The organism is Paracoccaceae bacterium (genome assembly GCA_033344815.1).
Classification (GTDB): domain Bacteria; phylum Pseudomonadota; class Alphaproteobacteria; order Rhodobacterales; family Rhodobacteraceae; genus Roseobacter.
This window is the reverse complement of record JAWPMR010000001.1, coordinates 4308225-4331229: the sequence shown is the minus strand read 5'-3', so window position 1 is coordinate 4331229 and position 23005 is coordinate 4308225. Positions and strand designations below refer to the sequence as shown.

At 56.7% G+C, this 23005-nt stretch carries 26 protein-coding genes; 22 read left to right on the top strand and 4 right to left on the bottom strand.

The window, feature by feature from the left end; translation table 11 throughout:
- Positions 1-729 precede the first annotated feature (729 nt).
- Positions 730-1611 (top strand): AEC family transporter, encoded by an 882-nt coding sequence (locus R8G34_20145; GenBank protein MDW3225169.1) that lies wholly within the window; start codon positions 730-732, stop codon positions 1609-1611.
- A gap of 422 nt (positions 1612-2033) precedes the next feature.
- On the opposite strand, the gene cysK is transcribed toward R8G34_20145, so the two are convergent.
- Positions 2034-3110 (bottom strand): cysteine synthase A, encoded by a 1077-nt coding sequence (cysK, locus tag R8G34_20140; protein ID MDW3225168.1) that lies wholly within the window; start codon positions 3108-3110, stop codon positions 2034-2036.
- A gap of 487 nt (positions 3111-3597) precedes the next feature.
- Here cysK and R8G34_20135 point away from each other — a divergent pair, with 487 nt between their 5' ends.
- The 4 genes from R8G34_20135 to kdsA are packed head-to-tail and all read left to right on the top strand — an operon-like array spanning position 3598 to position 6034.
- Positions 3598-3942 carry a metalloregulator ArsR/SmtB family transcription factor gene (locus R8G34_20135; protein ID MDW3225167.1) on the top strand — a complete coding sequence of 115 codons (345 nt, stop codon included), beginning with the start codon at positions 3598-3600 and terminating at the stop codon, positions 3940-3942.
- A complete protein-coding gene (locus R8G34_20130) occupies positions 3935-4963 on the top strand; it encodes a permease (GenBank protein ID MDW3225166.1) in 1029 nt (342 codons plus the stop codon). Before R8G34_20135 ends, R8G34_20130 begins: the two co-directional genes overlap by 8 nt.
- A gap of 13 nt (positions 4964-4976) precedes the next feature.
- A complete protein-coding gene (locus tag R8G34_20125; GenBank protein ID MDW3225165.1) occupies positions 4977-5204 on the top strand; it encodes a hypothetical protein in 228 nt (75 codons plus the stop codon).
- On the top strand, positions 5201-6034 hold the full coding sequence (gene kdsA / locus R8G34_20120) for a 3-deoxy-8-phosphooctulonate synthase (GenBank protein ID MDW3225164.1): 834 nt from the start codon (positions 5201-5203) through the stop codon (positions 6032-6034). The genes R8G34_20125 and kdsA overlap by 4 nt, the downstream gene beginning before the upstream one ends.
- A gap of 30 nt (positions 6035-6064) precedes the next feature.
- Here the strand turns inward: kdsA and R8G34_20115 are convergent, their stop codons facing one another.
- Entirely contained in the window at positions 6065-8029 is a 1965-nt protein-coding gene (locus R8G34_20115; GenBank protein ID MDW3225163.1) for an AsmA family protein, read from the bottom strand.
- 66 nt (positions 8030-8095) lie between these two features.
- Here R8G34_20115 and rimO point away from each other — a divergent pair, with 66 nt between their 5' ends.
- The 4 genes from rimO (at position 8096) to R8G34_20095 (ending at position 10690) form a co-directional block, all read left to right on the top strand.
- On the top strand, positions 8096-9469 hold the full coding sequence (rimO, locus tag R8G34_20110) for a 30S ribosomal protein S12 methylthiotransferase RimO (GenBank protein MDW3225162.1): 1374 nt from the start codon (positions 8096-8098) through the stop codon (positions 9467-9469).
- 104 nt (positions 9470-9573) lie between these two features.
- The gene (locus R8G34_20105) at positions 9574-9816 is read left to right on the top strand and encodes a CDGSH iron-sulfur domain-containing protein (protein MDW3225161.1); all 243 of its coding nucleotides are present in this window, start codon (positions 9574-9576) and stop codon (positions 9814-9816) included.
- A gap of 35 nt (positions 9817-9851) precedes the next feature.
- Positions 9852-10250: a hypothetical protein gene (locus R8G34_20100; GenBank protein MDW3225160.1), complete on the top strand. Its 399-nt coding sequence runs from the start codon at positions 9852-9854 to the stop codon at positions 10248-10250.
- 53 nt (positions 10251-10303) lie between these two features.
- Positions 10304-10690 (top strand): DUF393 domain-containing protein, encoded by a 387-nt coding sequence (locus R8G34_20095; GenBank protein ID MDW3225159.1) that lies wholly within the window; start codon positions 10304-10306, stop codon positions 10688-10690.
- A 625-nt stretch (positions 10691-11315) separates the two neighbouring features.
- Here R8G34_20095 and R8G34_20090 read toward each other — a convergent pair.
- On the bottom strand, positions 11316-12008 hold the full coding sequence (locus R8G34_20090) for a M48 family metallopeptidase (GenBank protein ID MDW3225158.1): 693 nt from the start codon (positions 12006-12008) through the stop codon (positions 11316-11318).
- Positions 12009-12133: 125 nt separating this feature from the next.
- On the opposite strand from R8G34_20090, the gene R8G34_20085 reads away from it, so the two are divergent.
- Together R8G34_20085 and R8G34_20080 are read left to right on the top strand one after the other, a co-directional pair.
- On the top strand, positions 12134-12361 hold the full coding sequence (locus R8G34_20085; protein ID MDW3225157.1) for a hypothetical protein: 228 nt from the start codon (positions 12134-12136) through the stop codon (positions 12359-12361).
- Between the two features lie 53 nt (positions 12362-12414).
- Positions 12415-13281, top strand: a complete 867-nt coding sequence (locus R8G34_20080; protein MDW3225156.1) for a branched-chain amino acid aminotransferase — start codon at positions 12415-12417, stop codon at positions 13279-13281.
- Here R8G34_20080 and R8G34_20075 read toward each other — a convergent pair.
- Positions 13276-13677 (bottom strand): BLUF domain-containing protein, encoded by a 402-nt coding sequence (locus R8G34_20075; protein ID MDW3225155.1) that lies wholly within the window; start codon positions 13675-13677, stop codon positions 13276-13278. The genes R8G34_20080 and R8G34_20075 overlap by 6 nt on opposite strands.
- Before the next feature lie 136 nt (positions 13678-13813).
- Here R8G34_20075 and R8G34_20070 point away from each other — a divergent pair, with 136 nt between their 5' ends.
- From R8G34_20070 to R8G34_20020, 11 genes are all read left to right on the top strand, one after another.
- Positions 13814-14269 (top strand): universal stress protein, encoded by a 456-nt coding sequence (locus tag R8G34_20070; GenBank protein MDW3225154.1) that lies wholly within the window; start codon positions 13814-13816, stop codon positions 14267-14269.
- Positions 14270-14374: 105 nt separating this feature from the next.
- A complete protein-coding gene (locus tag R8G34_20065; protein ID MDW3225153.1) occupies positions 14375-14938 on the top strand; it encodes a NifU family protein in 564 nt (187 codons plus the stop codon).
- A 37-nt stretch (positions 14939-14975) separates the two neighbouring features.
- A complete protein-coding gene (locus tag R8G34_20060) occupies positions 14976-15395 on the top strand; it encodes a GFA family protein (protein ID MDW3225152.1) in 420 nt (139 codons plus the stop codon).
- Positions 15392-16021, top strand: coding sequence for a tRNA (adenosine(37)-N6)-threonylcarbamoyltransferase complex dimerization subunit type 1 TsaB (gene tsaB / locus R8G34_20055; GenBank protein ID MDW3225151.1), 630 nt, complete (start codon positions 15392-15394; stop codon positions 16019-16021). Before R8G34_20060 ends, tsaB begins: the two co-directional genes overlap by 4 nt.
- Positions 16018-16467, top strand: a complete 450-nt coding sequence (locus R8G34_20050; GenBank protein MDW3225150.1) for a GNAT family N-acetyltransferase — start codon at positions 16018-16020, stop codon at positions 16465-16467. Before tsaB ends, R8G34_20050 begins: the two co-directional genes overlap by 4 nt.
- 120 nt (positions 16468-16587) lie before the next feature.
- Positions 16588-17583 (top strand): BMP family ABC transporter substrate-binding protein, encoded by a 996-nt coding sequence (locus R8G34_20045; GenBank protein ID MDW3225149.1) that lies wholly within the window; start codon positions 16588-16590, stop codon positions 17581-17583.
- A 3-nt stretch (positions 17584-17586) separates the two neighbouring features.
- Positions 17587-19152 (top strand): ABC transporter ATP-binding protein, encoded by a 1566-nt coding sequence (locus tag R8G34_20040; protein MDW3225148.1) that lies wholly within the window; start codon positions 17587-17589, stop codon positions 19150-19152.
- Positions 19153-19155: 3 nt separating this feature from the next.
- The gene (locus tag R8G34_20035; protein MDW3225147.1) at positions 19156-20250 is read left to right on the top strand and encodes an ABC transporter permease; all 1095 of its coding nucleotides are present in this window, start codon (positions 19156-19158) and stop codon (positions 20248-20250) included.
- Positions 20250-21218: an ABC transporter permease gene (locus R8G34_20030; GenBank protein ID MDW3225146.1), complete on the top strand. Its 969-nt coding sequence runs from the start codon at positions 20250-20252 to the stop codon at positions 21216-21218. Before R8G34_20035 ends, R8G34_20030 begins: the two co-directional genes overlap by 1 nt.
- A 97-nt stretch (positions 21219-21315) precedes the next feature.
- Positions 21316-22230: a sulfite exporter TauE/SafE family protein gene (locus R8G34_20025; GenBank protein ID MDW3225145.1), complete on the top strand. Its 915-nt coding sequence runs from the start codon at positions 21316-21318 to the stop codon at positions 22228-22230.
- Positions 22231-22232: 2 nt separating this feature from the next.
- Complete coding sequence (locus R8G34_20020; GenBank protein ID MDW3225144.1) at positions 22233-23003, top strand: TIGR02186 family protein; 771 nt, start codon at positions 22233-22235, stop codon at positions 23001-23003.
- Positions 23004-23005: the final 2 nt, after the last annotated feature.

Here is a 23005-nt window from a genome sequence, read left to right as displayed (position 1 = left end):
CCCGACGGACCCCTATGAAGGCGTACACCGCCAGATTGAGCGCCTCACAAATTTGGTCGGACACCGATAATCTTGCGACCACATGTCTTCCGACCGCAGTCCCGTGCAATGCTCAAGTCAAAAGTTGTTTGTCAGCGCAAATCAAACGCTTTGGCATGAAAGACCGCGCACAGATGGTCTCGGTCCTCGGACGTGCGAACGGTTCCTGCCATACCTAAAGGTGCTTAAGTATTGTCGAATTTTTTGTGCAAAAAACGCTGGCCTCAACATTTGTTTCGCCCTGCACAGTTGTGGATCCTGATACCGTATTCGAAAGAAAACGAGTTTAACGCACTCCTGGGATCGGTCGAACAGGGTGTCTCAAGGCTGGCAGCGCATCTCCAATGCATGCGTGGCCAGCGCTTTTTGCCTCGATAAGTTTGCGTAGTGATAAACCCGCAACCACATTGAGCTCACCGACCGTTACATCATCCATTTGCCCATCTACATTTTGGCAGTCACCACACACCGAGGACAACTGCCCCGCAAAGGCCACCGTCACAATAAGCCGGGTACTGACCACCCCTCTCTTCCCGATGACCGTCGTTCATACTCCACCGCGCTCTCCCGGCAGGCTTTGGCTGACGTGTCCAAGGCAACCACCGGGAATTTCCATAATAGCTATTGGATCAGATCAGCGATCCATCTAGGTATGCACGTCTGACCAATTTTACGCGATGGGGCCACCGTTTGGAGCTTTTCCTGAAAGTTATCGAGATTACAGCGCCCGTGTTTTTCCTCGCCGCCATTGGATTTGTCTGGGTCAAGGTGGGATTTGAATACCGTGTCCAGTTCGTGACGCGCTTGTCCATGACCCTCGCCGTACCCGCGCTCATTTTCGTGGCCCTCATGGAAACGGAAATTCCGACGCAATCGCTCTCGCGCATCAGCCTTGCAGCGATTTCCGGCTACGCACTTGCTTCGTTGGCCGCCTGGGCGTTGGTGCGGTTGACCCACCTGGATCTGCGAACCTACCTTGCCCCTGTCGTGATGGGAAATACCGGTAACATCGGACTCCCGCTGGCATTGTTCGCCTACGGTGACGAAGGTCTGGGGTATGCGGTCGTTGTCTTCGCAATCTCAGCGATTTACGCTTTTACGGTCGGCGTCTGGATCGTGTCACGGGCGAATTCGCCGATGGCGATGTTCAAGGAACCCATGGTGGCTGCAACGCTTTTGGGTGCCCTGTTTTTATGGCAGGGATGGCAAACGCCTGTATTTGTCACAAACACCTTGTCCCTTATGGGGCAAATGGCCATCCCTTTGATGCTCATCACGCTCGGCGTCGCTGTCGCGCGTCTGACACCAAACAACCTTGGCCGCTCGTTGTGGATCGCCGTTGCAAAGCTGTGCCTGTGTGTTTCCATTGCCTGGGGTCTGGGTATCTGGTTTGAATTGCCGGATGTTGCGTTTGGAATTCTGGTCTTGCAACTTGCTGCCCCGGCGGCTGTAACCAGTTATTTGATTGCAGAAAAATATGACGCCGACGCTGAGGCCGTCGCGGGTTTGGTGGTTGTTTCCACCCTTTTGGCGATCTTGACGTTACCGATCTTGCTGAGCTTGGTGCTATGAAGAGGTAGCCTTTCCCCCTCAGGTAAAGACAAACCAAGTCCATCCCAAGAGACGCAGCCTCGCAACTTGGACATTATCCGCACCAAATCATATCCGCCCCCCTTGCAAAGCTGTGACACCGACCTGTGCCAAGTTTTGACTGCCCCCTGTTGATCAAGCGAATGGCTGGAAAAAGGATGCAAGCGCGTTGCCGCTGAAGACCTCAGAGCGCAAAGCGCACGAGCTAAACCCAGTGAAGCTGGTCGTTACAACGCCGTCCATCAGGAAGAATAATACCAATCAGACAAAAACCCTCCATCAATCGAGATGGATGAAAACGCCTGAATTGGACTCCGGTCCGCACAGAAACCGTATGTGTCGCTATCCGGCCTTGGGCGCTTTCCAGGGAAATGCCTACCTTTGTGTTGTGGTTTGCGATTACGTCACGTGCCCGTCATCTGCGCACTCGGGGTGGATCGGGAAATTCCAATCTCTTCTTCGGTCATCTCTTCTGCGATGCCTTCAAAAAGTGGCGTGGACAGATAGCGCTCGCCGGTATCCGGCAACATCACCAACATCACGGTGCCTTCGGGGGCGGTTTGCGCGATCTTCATGGCGATCGCAAAAGTCGACCCCCCCGATATTCCGGTGAAAATACCCTCTTCAGCCGCCAGACGTCGCGCCCACGCGATACCATCAGGCCCGGCCACAGGGATGAGTTCGTCATAATAGGATCCATCCAAAGCTTCCTGCAGCACGTAGGGAATGAAATCTGGCGTCCACCCCTGAATCGGATGCGGCTCAAAGGAGGGGTGGCTTTCGGTGGGCTGATGTGCGTCGTTTCTGCTGTTGACGTATCCGGATGCCACGATAGCGGCATTGGCCGGTTCAGTCAGAATGATTTTTGTCTCCGGCCGGCTTTTGCGCAGCACACGCCCGACGCCCGATACAGTGCCGCCTGTGCCGTATCCCGTGATCCAATAGTCAAGTTGCTGTCCGTCAAAATCGCCCAGGATTTCGCGCGCCGTTGTATTCTCATGTATGTCAGCATTGTCCGGCGTTTCGAATTGGCTCGCCAGAAACCAACCGTTTTCCTCAGCCAGTTCTTTGGCTTTGCTATACATGCCAAAACCTTTCAGGGCACGTGGTGTCAAAACGACCTTTGCCCCGAAAAATCGCATCAGCCTGCGTCGTTCGACAGAAAAACTATCTGCCATCGTAACAACAAGCGGGTAACCTTTTGCCGCGCAGACCATCGCAAGGCCAATGCCGGTATTTCCTGACGTCGCCTCAACCACGGTCTGGCCGGGCTTGAGCCGCCCGTCTCGCTCCGCAGCCTCGATGATGTTAACGGCAAGGCGGTCTTTGACCGATCCCCCTGGGTTTGAGGCTTCGAATTTTACGTAAACTTGCACGTGGTCTGGCGCGACATTATTAATGCGCACTGTCGGCGTATTTCCTATCGTGTCCAAGATCGAGCCAAAAAGCTGGCCACGCCCATCTGTATTTCGAATTCCCATGATTTGTCCCTCCGTTGCATTCAAAGCCATTCTTGAAAATGCGCCCCAAATCCATTGTTAGCATAGCTTCCAACAGAAGTCGCATTTTCCGAAGCGACATTTCCCAGGTAAGGCCCATGCGTCGACAGGTCTGGTGACGAGTCAAACGGCCCTCCTCACAATGCGCCACACGCAAGCTTCGGGCATGAGGCACAAGCAAAACAGACTGCAACGGATCGCAATCCCTCGTCTCAATGGCCCTACGCATGAGAGCTCGTTTGCACGCGGATCAATCGTAACCTGCGCCTGTGACATGTCCTTCTCAAACACCACGAGGGCCAAGGCATTTCCTCGCGAGTAAAAACCGGCGACACTACACATTTTGGCACTGGCTCGCAGGCCGCCGGCTACGCTCCTTCAGATGGCCGGTTTTTACGCCCAAGCATTATTTCGACAAATATCGAAATATTACTTGCAGCCTTACTCATATTCCCATATTTCTAGAATCATGAAAATGAATTCGCTGGAAATTGGTGACTTGACGATCGCGGCAGCGCAATTTGCCGCTCTCGGATCAGAACAACGTCTGAGCGTCTTGCGAACGCTGGTCAGGGCAGGCCCAGAGGGTCTGAGCATCGGGGCACTAGGCACACGCACTGGCGTCACCGGTTCGACGCTGACGCATCACATGAAAATTCTGGCATCTGCAGGTCTGGTGACGCAAGCCAAACAAGGACGCAGCATCATCTGCGCGGCGGTAGCGTTCGAGGAAGTACAGACGTTGTCCAGCTTCCTGCTCAATGAATGCTGCGCCGATAGCAGAACCCCAAATGGAGACCACAAAGATGGCTGATGCAACTCCGACACAGACCATCGCCCGCCGCTCCCCGCGCCCCGGTGCCTGGGCATTTACATTCGCCCTACTGGTATTGATTGCGCTTTTTGATACGGCCCAATTGACACCGACCCTTTTGTTTTTGGCAAAAGCACTGGCGGGCACGGCGCCGTTTATCCTCTTTGCAGTGCTCGCTGTGGCTTATCTGAAGGCTTCCGGTGCGGAAACGCTCCTGGCCAAGGCATTCTCGGGCAACCAGTCCCGCATGATCGTTATGGCCGCCCTTCTTGGCGGGCTGTCGCCGTTTTGCAGCTGTGAAGTCATTCCTTTTATCGCGGCCCTCTTGGCCGTTGGCGCGCCCTTAGGGGCGGTGATGGCATTTTGGCTGGCGTCCCCACTGATGGATCCGGCGATGTTCGCCATCACATCCGGCACATTGGGATGGGAATTTGCGACGGCAAAAGCGATATCTGCCATCGGTCTTGGCATTTTGGGCGGATTTGGCACCATGTTGTTTGCCCGAACCGTGATTTTTTCTGATCCTTTGCGTGAACGTCCGGCCATAGGCGGTTGTTGTGGCGTGAAAAAACCATTTGGCGGAGCACCTGTTTGGCGCTTCTGGCAGGAAACAGACCGACGCGATACCTTTCGTGATACAGCCCTCGAAAACGCGCTTTTCCTAACCAAATGGCTCACGCTGGCATATGTCATCGAGTCGATAATGCTCGCTTATATCCCGGCAGAAATGATTGCCGGACTGCTGGGCGGCACTGGCATCTGGCCAATCCTGATGGGCGCTTTTGTCGGTGCACCAGCCTATCTGAACGGCTATGCTGCGGTCCCCCTCGTGGACGCGCTGCTGACTCAAGGGATGGCGCCGGGTGCTGCAATGTCTTTTGTGATCGCGGGCGGTGTCAGCTGTATTCCTGCTGCTGTGGCCGTCTGGGCGTTGGTGAAACCCCGTGTTTTTGCGGCCTATTTGTCCTTTGCTCTGATCGGTGCAGTTATTGCGGGTTTGGCCTGGCAAGCGCTGGCCTGATACGCCCCGCTGCGTGGTTGAAACCGAAGTCGCACGCTGGGTTAAACCCCGCGAACAGATCGGCGCACCCGGTGACACGCTTGGACATATTGCAACCACCGTCAGCCATGCGTCAAAGGAACGCCTTTGCAGCCGATGTGTTTGGAGCGCCCCTTCGAAACCCGGGTTGATCTTCGGCGACGTCTGTCTGATGATCGCGGCGACGTTTCACATCTCGCGAACAGGTAAATCCCCAAAATGACGCATGTAGCAGTTGGCGATCTGACGATTGGTAACGACCAACCCCTGACTCTGATTGCAGGCCCTTGCCAGTTGGAAAGCGCGGATCATGCGCAAATGATCGCCGGGCGCATGAAGGAGGCCTGTGACGCCGTCGGCGCGCAATATGTATTCAAAGCATCCTATGACAAGGCCAACCGCACGTCTCTAAGCGGTGTCCGGGGTCTCGGCATCGACGCGGGTTTGAAGGTGTTGCAGTCTGTTGGTCGCAGCATCGGAGTGCCTGTTTTGACGGATGTCCACAATGAGGCGCAATGTGCAGCGGCAGCTGAGGCTGTCGACATCCTCCAGATCCCGGCCTTTCTATGCCGCCAGACAGATATGCTGTTAGCAGCCGGGGCAACAGGCGCCGCGATCAACGTCAAAAAAGGCCAGTTTCTGGCCCCCTGGGAAATGCCCAATATCGTCACGAAAATCGAATCTACCGGGAACAAACGGATCTTGTTGACAGAGCGTGGCACGTCATTTGGCTATAATACACTGGTCGCGGATATGCGCTCCCTGCCCCAGATGGCGCAGACCGGATACCCGGTCGTGATGGATGCGACACATTCCGTGCAACAACCGGGCGGGCGCGGCGGCTCTTCAGGTGGTCAGCGTGAGTTTGCACCGGTGATGGCGCGTGCTGCCGTGGCCATTGGTGTGGCTGCGGTCTTCATCGAAACCCATGAGGACCCTGACAAATCTCCCTCGGATGGGCCAAATATGGTCTATCTCGATCAGATGCCGGCGTTGATAGAAACCCTGATGAGCTTCGATCGATTAGCCAAAGCGTCGCCCGTAATCATCTGATCCGCCTGGGCACGTCGGCACCTTGGACGGTTAATCAAAGAGTTTGCGCAGCAGCTTGTCCTTGAGTTCATCCTTCACCGCGTCCTCCGTCGATTGGCCTGGCTGTGGGGTAATGCCAAGCTCTTCATTCAACTTTTCCTTGGCCTTGTTCTCCAGCTCATCGGTTTTGGCGTCTATCTCTGCGTCAAACGCCGCTTCCAAGTCGGGGCGGATCGACACGTCTGTCCATGGCCCGACAAATCGTACCGGGATCGAGAGTCCCTGCCCACTGTTGGCTCTGAGAGCGACGGGCGTTGCGGTGTAATCCACCGTTTGCGCGCCCAGCCCGACAACGCCGGTTCCGCTTGCCTGATAGTTCTTGAGTTGCAAAAGCAGATCCGTGTTTGAAAGCACGCCACCTGCGATGGTCCAAGTGCCGCCCAGACTGTCAAACACGGTTGTACCCTCGCCGGTGTCGCCTGAGCGCATCAACCGGTCCAGATCAATCCCAAGGATCGTCCCACGGCCCACAGAAAGGGATCCATCCCCTGACAGGGACCGCATGATTGCATCGACCGACGGTCCAGAGCCGAGGAACGACAGGCGTACGGTACCCTGCCCCGTCAGGCGATCAATGTCAGCCGCGTCAGTCAGCAAAGGCTGCATCTGGATGTTGTTGACGTCCAGACGACCGCCCACCGACAAACCAGCGCGATTGTTAATGACAAACTCGCCGGTCACATTGCCGCCATAGGCCTGAACGTCGCGCAGATCAAACACCATGCGCGAGCGGTCGTTGCGCAAAAGCGCCTGTGTTGCGCCGATCTTGAATTGCCCCAAATCAATGCTGTTGGCTGCCAGTGCAATTTCGCCATTGAACGCTGCCAGACCGCTGGCATCTATCGCTGTCGTCGGCCAGCCGCTTGTCGCGGCGGCATTCCCGGCCCCGGTATCAGGGGTACTCGCGCCGCCCCCGCCGGTGTTTGCAGGAGACGTGGTATCCTGCTTCAGGTCCAGATCCCCTACGTTCAGCTGCGCGTTCACCTGAGGGACATCACCAATTGCAATGTCTGCAGCGCCGGTGATTTTATTGCCTCCGAAATCAACCACAAGGTCGCGCAACGCCAGTTGCATATCCGGCGTCAACGTCACAGCCGTCATCATATCGACCCGGCGACCAAGGTTGTCCGGCGGGTCCACACCAGCCTGACCCAGGGCGCGCAAGAACCCATCCGTACTGTCCGTTTTCAACGCAAGTGTTCCCGCAACTGCGCCTGCAGTGCTTCCCCTGCCATCAAAGGACAGCGTTCCCGACGTCGTTTCCACGCTTGCGCGCAGGGTTTGCGTCTCCCCTGAAATGAAGCCCGCAAATCCGTCGATGGCTGCTTGCACGGTCACTGTGCTGTCGCCGGGTTGCAGGGAGAGGGCAATATCTGCAGATCCCAACGGGTCCGGCCAATCCAACGTCAGATTAACACCCTCATATGAAATCGGGGCACTGCCCTCTGCGGCATAGATCAAGGTTGCATCGGTGATCTTGACCTGCTCGATGCTGATCTGGCGTGCGGGAGCGCTTTCTGCAACGGGTGCGGATTCTGGTTGCGGCGCGGTTTCTGAAGATGCTGCAGCGGGTTCAGAGAACAACCAGTTCGCACGGCCATCAGCGCGTTGTTCCAACCTTATGATCGGGCTTTCGGCTTCAATGTTCTTGATGCGTATATCGCCACTGATCAGCGCCATGGCATCCACGCCAATGGCCACGGAGGCGGCTTCAAACATTGCCCCACCCTCCGCCCAGTCGGCATTGCCAAGCGCCAGACCGTTGGCACGTGCGCCCAAAACCGGCCAAAAGGTCAGTCCAACATCACCGCTGATCGACACATCGCGCCCGGTCGCGGCACTCAACTGATCTGTCGCGATGCGCGCAATGCGCTCGGCTGGTAACAACAAGATTGAAACGAACGCGACCGCCAAGATCACGACGATAAACGCCACAAGACGCAAAATCCACTTCACGGCGCACCCTCCACCTTTGTCCACACCCCCTTTTCGGGGCTCGTCACTTCCACTATAGCGCAAGACATGAGCACAAACCCACCCAATCTGCGCCCCGATCTGGCCCCAAAGGCCCGGATGAGCGATCCCATCCGTCCCGGCCAACCCACCATTGGCATGGTCAGCCTCGGCTGTCCCAAAGCACTGGTGGATAGTGAGCGTATTCTGACACGCCTACGCGCGGAAGGGTACGGCATTTCACCCGATTATGCAGGTGCCAATGCCGTGATCGTCAACACCTGCGGCTTTCTGGACAGCGCCAAGGCTGAAAGCCTGTCTGCGATTGGTGAGGCATTGCAGGAAAATGGCCGGGTCATCGTCACCGGCTGTCTGGGTGCCGAGCCGGAATATATCACCGGTGCACATCCGAATGTGTTGGCCGTCACGGGTCCACACCAATACGAGCAGGTCCTGGACGCGGTGCATGTCGCCGTGCCGCCCAGCCCTGATCCCTTTGTGGATCTGCTCCCCGCTTCTGGTGTCAGCCTGACACCGAGACACTTCAGTTATTTAAAAATTTCAGAGGGTTGCAATCACAAGTGCAAGTTCTGCATCATCCCTGACATGCGCGGACGTCTGCAATCCCGTCCGGCCCATGCGGTGCTGCGCGAGGCCGAAAAACTGGTTGAAAGCGGCGTGAAGGAACTGCTGGTCATCAGTCAGGACACCTCTGCCTACGGGGTTGATATCAAGCACGCGACGGATCGCGGGCATCGCGCGCATATCACCGATCTGGCGCGGGATCTGGGATCACTCGGGGCCTGGGTGCGTCTGCATTATGTTTATCCTTACCCGCATGTACGACACCTTGTTCCGCTGATGGCAGAAGGGCTAGTCCTGCCCTATCTGGACATCCCGTTTCAACACGCGCACCCGGATGTGTTGCGCCGCATGGCGCGCCCGGCGGCGGCAGCAAAAACGCTGGACGAAATCGCGGCTTGGCGCGCGATCTGCCCGGATCTGACGCTGCGCTCCACCTTCATCGTGGGTTACCCCGGGGAGACGGAGGCTGAGTTCCAGACTCTGCTCGATTGGATGGATGAGGCGCAGTTGGACCGCGTGGGATGTTTCCAATACGAAAACGTTGAGGGTGCCCGCTCCAACGCGCTTCCCGATCATGTGCCCGAAGACGTCAAACAGGATCGGTGGGATCGTTTCATGGTAAAAGCACAAGCCATTTCAGAAACAAAACTGGCAGCAAAGGTCGGCCAGCGGATGGAAGTGATCGTTGATGATATTGACGATGAGGCCGCCACGTGCCGCACAAAAGCCGACGCGCCGGAGATTGATGGCAATCTGTTCATCGACGCGGGGTTCGAGGCAGTGTCAATTGGCGACATCGTTACGGTCGAGGTCGACGAAGCCGGTGAGTATGACCTTTGGGGACGATTGACGGGATAGCCAACCGGGCAAATTAGCCTCTGGCGTATCGCGCGCTATTTGGATTGGCACACCACGTTGACCCCCACGTCACCGCAAGCCATTTCAACAGAGAAAGCCATACAATGACCGACGCCCCTAAAATCGCCCAGAAGTCTCCCTTTCCCGTTGAGGTGATATCTGGCAAAACCTACTTTTGGTGCTCTTGCGGCAGATCCGCAAAACAACCTTTTTGTGACGGCTCCCACAAGGAAACCGAATTCACGCCTTTGAAATACGAAGCCGAGGCCGACAAAAAGCTGTTTTTTTGCGGGTGCAAAGCCACGTCGAACGCGCCGTTGTGCGATGGCAGTCACTCAAAACTCTAGGCCGTTAAAGAAATCTTAACGGGCAGATATTGATTTTGTTCTCCTTATGTTCTATCTCTTCTGGAGAGAAAGGAGACCACGTCATGTCCTTTGAACCCCAATTTCCGGGCCTCTTCACCAAAGTTCAAGGTGCCCTGCCGGTAGAATCCCCTCAACCGGCAACCGAAAAACAAATACGCTACGCACAGTCCATTGCTGTAAAAACAGGAGCGGCGCTTCCAAGCAATGCGTCAGCCAACCGGGCTGCACTGTCCGCGTGGATTGAAGTTCACAAGCCAAAGCCGCCCAGCGGTCGGTTTGCCAATTACCCATCATCCAAGCAAGTTGCCTTTGCCGAAAGGATTGCGCGGCTCAAACATCGCGATATCCCGCGGGAATGTTTCCGCGACAAAGTGATGATGTCGAAATGGATCGACGGCAATAAACCCCGGTAGGCTGCGACACTTCGGACGCTGGACGGCGGTGCGTGGCGTTTTATCTGACACTCATGAGTAAAGTAAAAGTTCTGTATAACGCTGAATGCCCGGTGTGCAGCCGCGAAATAGATCACTATGCGCGGATGAGCACTGCGCAATCCCTACCGGTTCGGTTTGACGATCTGAACCGGCCTGATCTTTTGGACGGATGGGGAATTTCCGCCGAACAGGCCGCACAGCGTCTTCATGTGTTGAAAGACGATCAGGTGTTCAGTGGCATCCCCGCGTTCATTGTTTTATGGCAAAGTTTGCCAAGGTACCGTTGGCTGGCGAAGGTTGTCAGCCAGCCCGGAATCTACCAAGTGGCCAATTGGATTTACGACGGCATGTTGGCCCCTGTCCTGTACCGCAGTCACCAAAGGCGTGTTTCTAAATCAAAATGCCGTAATGGGACTTGAGGCGCTGCATTGCCATGCAGATCTGCGCCGCCCACGCCTCACCGTGAGTGTTTTTTTGCGAAATGAACTCGCGTTGCGAGGGCTCGGGTTGTGAGTCTGAGTTCACTTAACTTCGCCCTCTTGAACTGAGTGGTGACGTGGTTTCCAAGCCGTCGCGTCCCTCGTGTCGCGGTAAAGACGATTAGCCACGCGACCATCGGCTGAGCAGACGGCATCTGGCCTTTGCGGATTCCGCTCAATTGGTGTCGTTCGTTGCATCAAGAAGAACGCCACACACAATTCCAACCATGCTTCCTGGTCACGGGAATGGGCCTCCTAATCCATGAAGGACACTTCCATCAATCGCGCGGCGGCATCGTGGCACTCTGTCCGCCAGCGCGCATCTGACGTATGTCGGTGACCCGGAAAAAGAAACATTCCACCGAAGCACCGTGGATTCTCCGAAACTGACCAAATCAAATGATCTATCCAACCAACCCAAACCCGGCGGTCGGATCATCGCAAACCTAAATCGATGGCGCGGAAACAATACGGCATGACGAACAGCAAATGCCAAAATGGATGCAAAACGGCCGTCCGTGTTCCCATTCCTTGAACTGTGTCAACGTCGATTCTGGGAGATCTGTCACAAACCGGCGGCTGTGCGCCGTACCACCTCAAGTCGCTGACTGTTTGGCGGATGTGTGCCGAGAAATTTGTCCCCCGGATCCGGAATGCGCGCGAAAAACTGTGCGCCACGCAAAGGATTGTACCCGGCGCGTGCGGTGATGATCGTGCCCAATGCATCCGCTTCCAGTTCGAAATCCTTGGAATAGGTTCTCGCCCCGACCTGCGCGCCGGTTCTTTGTGCTGATTCCACCGCCTCCGCACCGCCTCCGAGCAGAACCGCAAGACTTCCGGCGATTACAGCACCCGCCACTGCGTTTTGCTGCTGGCGCGCTATGTGACCGGCAATGTGATGCGCCGCTTCGTGACCCAGAACAAAGGCCAGTTCATCCGCATTGCGCGCGTCATCAATAAGGGCCTGGGTAAAGGCGATGATCGGCCGCCCTGAACTGTCGAGCGTTTGATAGGCATTAGCGGCTTGACCCGGTCTCCCGTCCACGAGGATCTTGAAATTGCAATTGACCCGCGCTGTACGTTCGCGGCACTCCTGCTCCGCAACGGGTTCGACCGTCCTGACGATTTGCGCAAACGACTGGGGCGGGCTTGCCGCATTTTCGATGCGCAAAGGCCCCGACGTGGTTGCCGGGCCGGTGGCAGTACACCCGGCAAGCGCGATTGCACTCAAAACTTTGATAAGCGGCCTGCATCGCATCGAATTGCGTCCTTTGTGGTCGGAAAGTCACCGATTGTTACCTTAGCATCTTCACCGGCCGGGACCACCCCGATCACAAGGCTTTGTCCTCTTGCATCGCAGGTTGCATGGCGTACTCTGGGCGCATGTTTACCATCGAACACGAATTTGACGCGACCGTAGTAACGCTTGTCGATGACGGGACAACGCCCCTGCAGGAAGACGTGACGGTGCATGCCACCGAGAGCGCGATTTTGCTGAACCAATACGACCCGCGCACCGACCGCACGGTCTCCATCACGCTGTCGCCGGAACAATGGCGCGATTTGACGGCGGCTCTCAATCTGCCCGAGGGCGTATACCGCGTCCCTTAACTGCCCAAAAACAGGCGGACGTCCCCGCCTGATATTCCCGGAGTTCTTTTTTCATGAGCATTGGCACAAATATCACTACGTATTTTGAAGGGCGCTGGCACAAAAGCGATGTGCCGATCATGCGCGCGGCCGATCATGGCAGTTGGCTGGGTACTACAGTTTTTGATGGTGCCCGGTATTTCGCCGGTCGCGCGCCTGATCTGGCACCCCATTGCGCGCGGGTCAATCGATCGGCTGAGGCCTTGATGATCCGCCCCACCGTCAGTACCGAGGACATGGTCGAGATCGTGCGCGAGGGCCTCGGGCACTACGGACCCGATGATGCAGTCTATATTCGCCCGATGTATTGGGCGATCCATGGGGACGCGACTGCGATCGTACCCAATCCGGACCACACAGGTTTTGCCATCAGTCTGGAACAAATTCCTATGGCACCGCCAGAGGCGGCAGTGACCTTGGGGCAGACCCGGTTTCGTCGTCCTGTTCTGGAGGATGCTGTCGTCAACGCCAAGGCCGGCTGCCTTTATCCCAATAATGCTCGTATGCTGGTCGAGGTTCGCAACCGTGGCTTCAACAACGCCCTGGTCGCCGATGCGATGGGCAATGTGGCGGAATCAGCAACAGCAAATATCTTTATGGTCAAGGACGGCGAGGCTTTCACCCCCATAGCTAACGGAACTTTTCTGGCAGGTATCACGCGCGCGCGTCATATGTCGAATATGAAGGCAGATGGCATTGTCGTGCACGAAAAAGTCTTGACCTTCGATGATTTCCATCACGCGGATGAGGTCTTCATGACCGGAAACATGTCGAAAATAACCCCGGTGAAGGCCTTTGAAGAGACACAGTATCAGGTTGGTCCCATGGCACGGCGTCTGCGTGATATGTACTGGGATTGGGCGGCTTCGGAACCTCTATGAGCCGTCGCCCATTGCTGATCGGATGAAGATCTCACGAATATCAACGTTGGATGCGGCGGTCAGGGCCCCGTCGTGGATTTCCTCCGGAGAAAATAGCCAGCTTGCTGCAGGATCATGTTTCATCGCCCAATCGGGGAATAACCTGTCCTCTACGGGTCCCGTCACCAGCTTTGTGACATCCAGATGCCTGTCATCTTCACATATCCTTTGAAAGGTCGATTCCACCTGCGCGTGCGGCCCCTCCAGCAATTGCAAAAAAACATCCGAACGGCAGATCAAAGCACCAGTGATATTATCCCGCGCATTCCTGAGCCGCGATGTCGCCAGAATGGACGCCAGCATGTTCAGGTCATACCCAAAGGGTCGTGAGACATAGATGAGTTGCAGCATGGGCATGGTTTTTTACCTCCCGCTTTTCGGCATTACCTACGCCCCTTATGTCCGTGCTGTCCAGAGCCATTCGCGCGTAGATAGAGATTGCGCGCCTGCACAACTGGCGTCATGATCCTTCAAAAAAGGGGGACATGGTAGGATGCGTAAGTTTCTTGTCGTTCTGGATGACAGTCGTGAGTGCCTGAATGCAATGCGGTTCGCGGCAATGCGTGCAGCCCATACCGGTGGCGGCGTTGAAATCCTGTCGGTTATACCGCCGGATGAATTCAATCACTGGATTGGTGTGGGCGCGATGATGCGCGAAGAAGCCCGCGAGCGCATCCAGGTTCATTATGAAGTGTTTGCCAAATGGATGCGGGACCGTCAGGGCATTGATCCCGGATTGGTGATCCGGGAGGGTCCTCCTGTTGAAGAAATATTGGCACAGATCCATGAGAACGCCGACATCGGGGTTTTGGTCCTTGGCGCGGGCACGGGCAAAAAAGGCCCCGGCCCGCTGGTGACACAGCTGACCAAGAGTGCCGGTAACTTGCCGATCCCGATCACCATTGTCCCCGGCGATCTGAGCAAAGAGAAGCTTGAAGCAATCACCTGATGCAAAGTCTCGGACAATTGCGAATGCCCAAAGATTAGAATGATTCCAAACCTTGACTTAAACCTCAGGGGTCCGCATATCTGGAGTATCCTCAGGAGGTAGCCCATGTTCATCCAGACCGAATCGACGCCGAATCCCGCAACTTTGAAATTCCTGCCGGGCCAGACCGTGCTCGAAATGGGAACCGCCGACTTCCCGACGGCGGAAACCGCGGATAAATCGCCTTTGGCAACACGCGTGTTTGCTGTCGATGGTGTCACAGGCGTGTTTTTTGGAACAGACTTTGTGACCGTGACCAAGGCGGATGCGGTGGATTGGGATCACATTAAACCGGCCCTTCTGGGTGCGATCATGGAGCATTTCCAATCGGGTCAACCGGTTATGGCCGGAGATCACACGCCTGCCTCAGGCCATGCGGAGCACGACGGCGAGGACGGCGTGATCGTCGATCAGATCAAGGAACTGCTGGACAGCCGCGTGCGGCCCGCCGTGGCGCAAGACGGTGGTGACATAACGTTTCATGGCTTTGATCGCGGCGTTGTGTACCTGCATATGCAAGGGGCTTGCGCGGGCTGCCCGTCATCAACCCTTACGCTGAAAATGGGCATTGAAAACCTGTTGCGTCACTATATCCCGGAAGTGACGGAAGTACGTCCCGTCGCAACCTGAGTGAGTTCGCGCGATGACACCGCAGGCGTTACCTGTCCTGACCGGGCGTTGTTATTGTGGGAAAACGACGTTTCATTCAAACAGGCAACCCACCATCGTAAGCTATTGCCATTGTAGCGATTGTCGCAGATTGAGCGGTGCCCCGGTCGCGGCTTTTGCGGCGTTTCCAGAAGATGCTGTGTCTTTCAAGCCGGGCCTCGGGGCACCGGTGACCCACACGCCGGGCGTTCAACGCTGGTTTTGTGCCTCATGCGGAACCCCTCTCGCAGCGCAATATGATTACCTGCCGGATCAGACCTACGTTCCACTGGGGTTAATGGATCAGGCGGAGGATCTTCCACCTGCGTTGCACAGTCATACCGGTTCGCAACTGGCATGGCTGGACATCCGCGACGATCTGGAACGGCACGCAGGCAGTGGCCGTGCAACGTTGAACACCGAAAGAGCGCCGAAATGAGCAGCGATACATCCCGTCCCGAAACGGCCAGGGTGTTGGCTTTTGATACCTCAGCGGCGCATTGCGCGGTGGCCGTAATCGGCGGCAATCAGATCCTTGCCCAGGCCCACGAACCTATGACCAAGGGTCAAGCTGAACGGCTGCTCGTGTTGTGCCAGGAGGTGATGACAGAGGCCGGCCTGACCTATGATGATCTCTCAGCCATCGGTGTCGGGATCGGGCCGGGTAATTTCACCGGCATCCGCATTTCCGTTTCAGCCGCGCGCGGTCTGGCCTTGGGGCTGGGTATACCGGCCGTGGGAATTTCGAGCCTTGAAGCCTTGCAATATGGTGCTCAGACGCCCTGTGTTTGCGCAATTGATGCCCGTCGGGAACAGGTCTATGCACAGGTTTTTGATGGCAAGACCACGCACGAACCGAAGATGCTTGATGCCCTTGATCTGAAGCCCGTTGACGGGCGCTTGATTGGGCACGGCGGCGCTCCTGCGGCCTATCCCGTTGCCGAAGCCATCGCCCGTCTGAGCGTGACGCGTTTTCGTGACGTGACCGAACGTCCGGCACCTTTGTACATGCGCCCCGCGGATGCCGCACCTGCGCGTGACGCCCCACCGCGGATTCTTGCGTGACGCCCCAGGACCTGGCCAGACTTCACCACGCGGCCTTTAATGTTGAACGACCTTGGTCGGCAGAAGAATTCGAAACGTTGCTCTCCAGCCGCTTTGTGTCGGTCTTTCACCGCCCCGGCGGCTTTGCCCTGATCCGTGCAGTTGCGGGTGAAGTTGAACTGCTGACGCTTGCGGTTGAACCGGCCCGTCAACGTCAGGGCGTCGCGGACGGGTTGATGTCGGATTGGATGGTACAGGCTGAAGGTGAAAGTGCCTTTTTGGAAGTGGCGGCAGACAATGTCGCCGCGCAACGCCTGTACCAGAAACATGGATTCGTCGAAACAGGTCGTCGGACAGGGTATTATGTGCGCGCGTGCCGCCCGGCAGTGGACGCAGTGCTCATGACGGTTGCATTGCCCCCACGTCCACGGCCAGAATCCGCACTCTCAGGCCCAAAAACCGGTTGACCCTGCCGCCTACCTGGGTCCTAATTTGCGCAGGAACAGAATTAATCTGCTCATAATGGGCGACGATGGACTGGGAAAGGTCCGCAAACGCTCCAAAATCACCAACCGGGAGACACCTGAATGACCCTTATGCAAAAATTCCTTGGCGCAACGGCTGGCTTGGCTCTGACGGCGGGCGCGGCACTGGCCGAACCCGCATTGATCTTTGACCTAGGCGGCAAATTCGACAAATCCTTCAATGAGGCTGCCTTTCGCGGAGCCGAACGTTGGGCTGAAGAAACCGGCGGCAGCTTCCGCGACATCGAGTTGCAATCCGAGGCCCAACGCGAGCAGGCGCTGCGTCGCTTTGCCGAGTCCGGGTCCAACCCCATTGTTATGACCGGCTTTGCCTTTGGTGACGCATTGGGTCAGGTGGCGGGTGATTACCCTGATACCGATTTTGTGATCATCGACATGGTGGTTGATGCCCCGAACGTGCGTTCTGTTGTTTTCAACGAGCATGAGGGATCCTTCCTCGTCGGCATGATGGCGGCAAAAGCCTCCGCTTCTGGCACCGTCGGCTTCATCGGTGGCATGGATATTCCGCTGATCCGCAAATTCGCCTGTGGTTATGCCCAAGGCGTCAAGGCAGTGAACCCGGACGCCACCGTGATCTCCAATATGACCGGCACAACGCCAGCCGCCTGGAATGATCCGGTAAAAGGGTCCGAATTGACCAAGGCGCAAATCAGCCAGGGCGCAGATGTGGTCTATGCAGCGGCCGGTGGCACCGGTGTGGGCGTTCTGCAAACCGCGGCCGATGAAGATATCCTGTCCATCGGCGTGGACAGCAACCAGAACTATCTGCACCCGGGCAAGGTTTTGACCTCCATGCTGAAACGCGTCGACAACGCAGTTTATCAGGCAATGTCAGATGGCCCCGGCATGGAAAAAGGCTTTAATGTCATGGGTCTGGCCAATGGTGGCGTTGGTTATGCCATGGACGAGTTCAACGCTGACCTCGTAAGCAGTGACATGCAGGCCGCGGTGGATGATGCCGCGAGCAAAATCGCGTCAGGCGATCTGGCCGTGCACGACTATACATCTGATGACAGCTGCCCGGCTCTGAGCTTTTAAGGCATGAACGCCAGCGACACTTCGGGGCGGCAGGCAACTGCCGCTTCAGACACACCTGCGGCCATTGAACTCAAAGGTATTTCCAAAGCCTTTGGACCTGTGCAGGCCAACAAAGACATCTCGATCCGCGTCATGCCCGGCACGATACACGGGATCATTGGTGAAAATGGCGCGGGCAAATCGACGCTGATGTCGATCCTCTATGGGTTTTACAAGGCCGACCGAGGCGAGATTTTCATCAGCGGCCAAAAAACCGAAATTCCCGACAGTCAGGCGGCCATCGCTGCGGGCATCGGGATGGTGTTCCAGCACTTCAAACTGGTTGAAAATTTCACGGTGCTCGAAAACATCATTCTGGGTGCTGAAGATGGCGGCTTGCTGCGCCCCTCCCTCGCCAAGGCGCGTAAAACCCTGCTGGAGCTTGAGCATGAATACGGGCTGAATGTGGACCCCGACGCGGTGATCGAAGATCTGGGTGTCGGCATGCAACAGCGCGTGGAAATCCTCAAGGCGCTGTACCGGCAAGCTGATATTCTGATCCTTGATGAGCCCACGGGCGTATTGACCCCTGCGGAAGCCGATCAATTATTCCGCATCCTCGATCGGCTGCGTGCCGAGGGGAAAACCATCATTCTGATTACGCATAAACTGCGCGAAATCATGGAAGCCACGGACACGGTCAGCGTCATGCGGCGCGGCGAAATGACCGCCACGGTCAAGACCTCAGATACCTCTCCCGCTGAACTGGCTGAGCTCATGGTCGGTCGTAAGGTCCTGTTACGGGTGGATAAAACGCCCGCCACGCCGGGTAAAACCGTACTCGACATCAAAGGTCTGCGCGTGGTGGATGAAAAGGGCGTCGAACGCCTCAAAGGCATCGACCTGCAAGTGCGCGCTGGTGAAATCCTCGGCATTGCCGGGGTCGCAGGCAACGGGCAATCTGAATTGCTCGAAGTGCTGGGAGGCTATGCTGACGGCACGGGTGTGATCGAGGTCAACGGCCAGCCGCTGGACCTGAGCGGGAAGCTGTCGGACGGGCGCGCGCGCCGGGCGCGCAGCATCGCTCACGTGCCCGAAGATCGGCAGCGCGAAGGTCTGATCATGGACTTTTCGGCCTGGGAAAACACCGCTTTTGGCTATCATCGCGACCCGGACTATCAGTCGGGGCTGTTACTGAATAACGCGGCGATCCGAGAGGACACCGAGGCCAAAATGGGGCGCTTTGACGTGCGGCCGCCCAACCCGGCACTGGCAGCCAAGAACTTTTCCGGAGGGAACCAGCAGAAGATCGTGCTGGCCCGTGAAATCGAACGCAATCCGGACCTTTTGCTGGTGGGGCAACCAACGCGCGGCGTGGACATCGGCGCGATTGAGTTCATCCATCAACAGATCGTTGCCCTGCGCGACAAGGGTAAAGCTATTTTGCTTGTGTCCGTGGAGCTCGAAGAAATCCTTGCGCTTTCGGACCGCGTTGCGGTGATGTTTGACGGGCACATCATGGGCGAACGCCTGTCCTCTGAGACGGACGAGAAAGAACTGGGGCTGTTGATGGCCGGTGTGGAGACCTAAGCGATGGAAGTGATGCCAAAATGGGCTGAGGTGATCCTTGTGCCGCTCATCTCGCTGGTACTGGCCGCGATTCTTTCTGCCATTGTGATCCTTGCCATCGGCGAAGATCCCGTCGCGGCGGTGAACCTGATGGTCACTGGCGCCTTGGGCAGCACCTATGGTTGGGGATACACACTTTATTACGCAACGAATTTCTTGTTCACCGGGCTGGCTGTTTCCGTCGCCTTTCATGCCGGATTATTCAACATCGGCGGCGAAGGTCAGGCCATGCTGGGTGGGCTTGGCGTCGCGCTGGCCTGCCTGCTGATCCCTTGGCCGCATTGGACGCTGGCCCTTTTGGGGGCGACGTTGGCGGCGGCGTTGTTCGGAGCAGCCTGGGCTGCAATCCCCGCGTTTTTACAAGCCAAACGCGGCAGTCACATCGTTATCACCACCATTATGTTCAACTTCATCGGCGCGGCAGTGCTGAATTACGTGCTGGTGAATCTCATGCGCCCTGCAGGCAGTATGGACCCGGCAACAGCGCGTTTTCCCGAAACTGTGCACCTGCCGACCCTGCACGATATATTGGCTCCAATCGGCATCAATTTCTCCAAAGCAGCCCCCGCAAATGTCACTTTCCTAATCGCGTTGCTGGCCTGCGTACTAGTGTGGTTCCTGCTGTGGCGCACTTGGTTGGGGTATGAAATCCGCAGCTATGGGAAATCCGAGCCTGCGGCCAAATACGGTGGCATTTCCCCCACGGCCATAACCATGATCGCGATGCTGATTTCCGGTGCCTTGGCGGGCATGATGGCGATCAACAACGTCATGGGTGAAGCCGAACGCCTCGTCCTGAACGCCGTGGAAGGGGCCGGTTTCATCGGCATTGCCGTGGCTCTGATGGGGCGCAGCCATCCCTTTGGCGTTTTCCTTGCGGCGATCTTGTTCGGATTTCTCTATCAGGGGGGCGCCGAGCTGGCGCTCTGGACCTCAATCCCGCGTGAACTCATTGTGGTCATCCAGGCGCTGGTCATTCTCTTCACCGGGGCGTTGGACAACATGGTGCGGATGCCTCTCGAACGGGTCTTTCTGATGATGCGCCGGGGGAATAGCTGATGGATTTCCTGACGCTCATCCAATTGTTGGACAGCACAGTGCGCCTGGCGACACCCTTGCTCTTGGCTTGTTTGGCAGGGCTGTTTTCTGAACGCGCGGGCATTTTTGATATTGGCCTTGAAGGAAAAATGCTGGCGGCCGCGTTCTTTTCAGCAGCTATTGCTGCAATCACGGGATCTGTTTGGATTGGCCTTCTGGCGGGCATCGCCGCCTCCATGGCTTTCAGCCTGTTGCACGGTTTGGCCTCCATCACATTTCGCGGCAATCAACTGATCTCCGGGGTTGCGATTAACTTCCTCGCCGCCGGTCTCACCGTGCTGATCGCTCAAGACTGGTTCAGCCAAGGCGGACGCACGCCTTCCTTGATGGGCGGCGCGCGGTTTGAGCCAATCACCCTGCCCTTTGCGGAAAGCCTGGGAACCATCCCATTCCTTGGACCGATCTACGAAGAACTTATCTCCGGCCATTCAATCCTCGTCTATGTCGCATTTGCCATGGTACCACTCACTTGGTGGATCCTGTTCCGCACACGATTTGGCCTGCGCCTTCGGGCAGTGGGTGAAAATCCGGCTGCCGTGGATACCGCTGGCGTCTCTGTGGTCGGCCTGCGCTACGCCGCTGTGATGATTTGCGGTGTTTTATGCGGTATTGCCGGGGCGTATCTATCCACCGCGCTGCAGGCCGGTTTCGTCAAGGACATGTCCGCCGGACGTGGTTTCATCGCATTGGCCGCTTTGATTTTCGCCAAATGGCGCCCATGGTATGCGCTCTATGCAACCTTGCTCTTCGGCCTCTTCGGCGCTCTGGAAACCCGGCCGGACGTTATTCAGGCGGTGTTGGGCATCAAGGTTCAGGGGGCTTTGCTGGGCGCGCTCCCCTATGTGATGACCGTCATTATTCTGGCGGGATTTGTCGGCAAAGCCATCCCGCCTCGCGCGGGCGGGGAACCCTACGTCAAAGAACGCTGACCCCGATAAGGCCAGAATTGCGTTATATATCGGTCCTGATTGCTGCAAAGCAGCAAGAAGCATTGATTTTATGCCTGCCTGTGCTCTAACAGAGATCATGCAAATCTACCTCCCAATCGCCGAATTGTCGGTCAACGCCTTCCTTTTGCTGGGCTTGGGTGGGATCGTGGGCGTTTTGTCTGGCATGTTTGGTGTTGGCGGCGGCTTCCTGATGACCCCCCTGCTGTTCATGATCGGCATTCCGCCCGCCGTCGCGGTTGCAACTGAAGCCAACCAGATTGTGGCCTCCTCTTTTTCCGGTGTACTCGCGCACCTCAAACGCAAAACCGTGGATCTCAAGATGGGCACTGTGCTGCTCATCGGGGGGTTGATCGGGGCCGCATTGGGTGTCGTGGTATTCAACTACCTCAAGGCGCAGGGTCAGGTCGATCTGCTGGTCAAGCTTTGCTACGTGGTCTTCCTCGGCGTGATTGGTGGGCTGATGTTCATCGAAAGCCTGAACGCCATCCGCAACACCAAAGCGGGCAAGGCCCCCGTGCGCAAGAAACACAATTGGATCCATGGGTTACCGTTCAAGATGCGTTTCCGCGTCTCGGGTCTCTATATCTCTGTGATCCCCCCATTGATCGTCGGTGTCGCGGTCGGCATTCTGGCGGCAATCATGGGTGTCGGTGGCGGCTTTATCATGGTGCCTGCGATGATCTATCTTCTGGGCATGCCCACCAAGGTGGTGGTTGGCACCTCGCTGTTTCAGATCATCTTTGTTACGGCGTTCACGACCCTGTTGCACGCGACAACCAACTTCACCGTGGACATCGTTCTGGCCGTTTTGCTGCTGGTTGGCGGGGTTGTTGGCGCGCAGATCGGCACCCGAATCGGCGTGAAAATGAAAGCCGAACAGCTGCGTATCTGGCTGGCCATCATGGTTCTGGCAGTCTGCGGAAAACTCGCCCTTGATCTCTTGCTAATGCCGTCGGAGCTTTACTCCATCGGCGCCGCGTCGGGGCATTGAGCATGGTATGGAGATTGGCATACGTCCTCTTCAGTCTTGTGCTTTTTTTATCTGCGCCTGCCTTCGCCGAAGAAGTTGTGTTGGGTCTGAGCAAAGATAAAATCTCGATCAGTACCAATTTTGATGGCTCGGACATTCTGATCTTTGGTGCGGTGAAGCGCGAAGAGGCGATACCCGAAGGCGCACCGCTTCAGGTCATCGTTACTGTGGCCGGGCCGTCAGCCCCTTTGACGGTACGGCGCAAGGAAAAACGCCTTGGCATCTGGGTCAACGCGGATGCCGTAGAGGTTGATCGCGCGCCAAGTTTTTATGCTGTGCAGACCAGTGGTCCTTTGCGGGAGGTTCTCAAGGATGTCGAAGATCTGCGGCACAAGATTTCAGTTCCGCGGGCAATCCGTTCCGTGGGTGCGCCGTCGAATATTCAGGACTCTGAAAGCTTTACCGAAGCTCTGATCCGGATTCGCACCGGATCCGACCTTTATCAACTGCGCGAGGGGGGTGTCACCGTCAACGAGCAGACCCTGTTTCGCACTGCTGTTCGTCTGCCTGCAGCCCTGACCGAAGGCGACTACGCCACCCGTATTTTCCTCACCCGCGACGGCAATGTGGTTTCCAGCTATGAGACCACAATCGATGTTCAGAAAGTCGGTATGGAGCGTTGGCTCTTTGAGCTTTCACGGGGGCAACCCCTGCTCTATGGCATCATGTCGATCACCATAGCCATTGCCGCAGGCTGGGCCGCGTCCGCTGTTTTCCGCATCTTCCAGGCCTGATC

What these genes read in the sequence shown, in the direction of transcription:
- R8G34_20070 (MDW3225154.1), top strand. Translation starts at nt 13,814, where the DNA reads ATGCGTAAGTTTCTTGTCGTTCTGGATGACAGTCGTGAGTGCCTGAAT.
- R8G34_20135 (MDW3225167.1), top strand. Translation starts at nt 3,598, where the DNA reads ATGAAAATGAATTCGCTGGAAATTGGTGACTTGACGATCGCGGCAGCG.
- R8G34_20040 (MDW3225148.1), top strand. Translation starts at nt 17,587, where the DNA reads ATGAACGCCAGCGACACTTCGGGGCGGCAGGCAACTGCCGCTTCAGAC.
- R8G34_20080 (MDW3225156.1), top strand. Translation starts at nt 12,415, where the DNA reads ATGAGCATTGGCACAAATATCACTACGTATTTTGAAGGGCGCTGGCAC.
- rimO (MDW3225162.1), top strand. Translation starts at nt 8,096, where the DNA reads ATGAGCACAAACCCACCCAATCTGCGCCCCGATCTGGCCCCAAAGGCC.
- R8G34_20035 (MDW3225147.1), top strand. Translation starts at nt 19,156, where the DNA reads ATGGAAGTGATGCCAAAATGGGCTGAGGTGATCCTTGTGCCGCTCATC.
- cysK (MDW3225168.1), bottom strand. Translation starts at nt 3,110, where the DNA reads ATGGGAATTCGAAATACAGATGGGCGTGGCCAGCTTTTTGGCTCGATC.
- R8G34_20020 (MDW3225144.1), top strand. Translation starts at nt 22,233, where the DNA reads ATGGTATGGAGATTGGCATACGTCCTCTTCAGTCTTGTGCTTTTTTTA.
- R8G34_20075 (MDW3225155.1), bottom strand. Translation starts at nt 13,677, where the DNA reads ATGCCCATGCTGCAACTCATCTATGTCTCACGACCCTTTGGGTATGAC.
- R8G34_20105 (MDW3225161.1), top strand. Translation starts at nt 9,574, where the DNA reads ATGACCGACGCCCCTAAAATCGCCCAGAAGTCTCCCTTTCCCGTTGAG.
- R8G34_20130 (MDW3225166.1), top strand. Translation starts at nt 3,935, where the DNA reads ATGGCTGATGCAACTCCGACACAGACCATCGCCCGCCGCTCCCCGCGC.
- R8G34_20030 (MDW3225146.1), top strand. Translation starts at nt 20,250, where the DNA reads ATGGATTTCCTGACGCTCATCCAATTGTTGGACAGCACAGTGCGCCTG.
- R8G34_20095 (MDW3225159.1), top strand. Translation starts at nt 10,304, where the DNA reads ATGAGTAAAGTAAAAGTTCTGTATAACGCTGAATGCCCGGTGTGCAGC.
- R8G34_20090 (MDW3225158.1), bottom strand. Translation starts at nt 12,008, where the DNA reads ATGCGATGCAGGCCGCTTATCAAAGTTTTGAGTGCAATCGCGCTTGCC.
- R8G34_20045 (MDW3225149.1), top strand. Translation starts at nt 16,588, where the DNA reads ATGACCCTTATGCAAAAATTCCTTGGCGCAACGGCTGGCTTGGCTCTG.
- tsaB (MDW3225151.1), top strand. Translation starts at nt 15,392, where the DNA reads ATGAGCAGCGATACATCCCGTCCCGAAACGGCCAGGGTGTTGGCTTTT.
- R8G34_20065 (MDW3225153.1), top strand. Translation starts at nt 14,375, where the DNA reads ATGTTCATCCAGACCGAATCGACGCCGAATCCCGCAACTTTGAAATTC.
- kdsA (MDW3225164.1), top strand. Translation starts at nt 5,201, where the DNA reads ATGACGCATGTAGCAGTTGGCGATCTGACGATTGGTAACGACCAACCC.
- R8G34_20085 (MDW3225157.1), top strand. Translation starts at nt 12,134, where the DNA reads ATGTTTACCATCGAACACGAATTTGACGCGACCGTAGTAACGCTTGTC.
- R8G34_20025 (MDW3225145.1), top strand. Translation starts at nt 21,316, where the DNA reads ATGCAAATCTACCTCCCAATCGCCGAATTGTCGGTCAACGCCTTCCTT.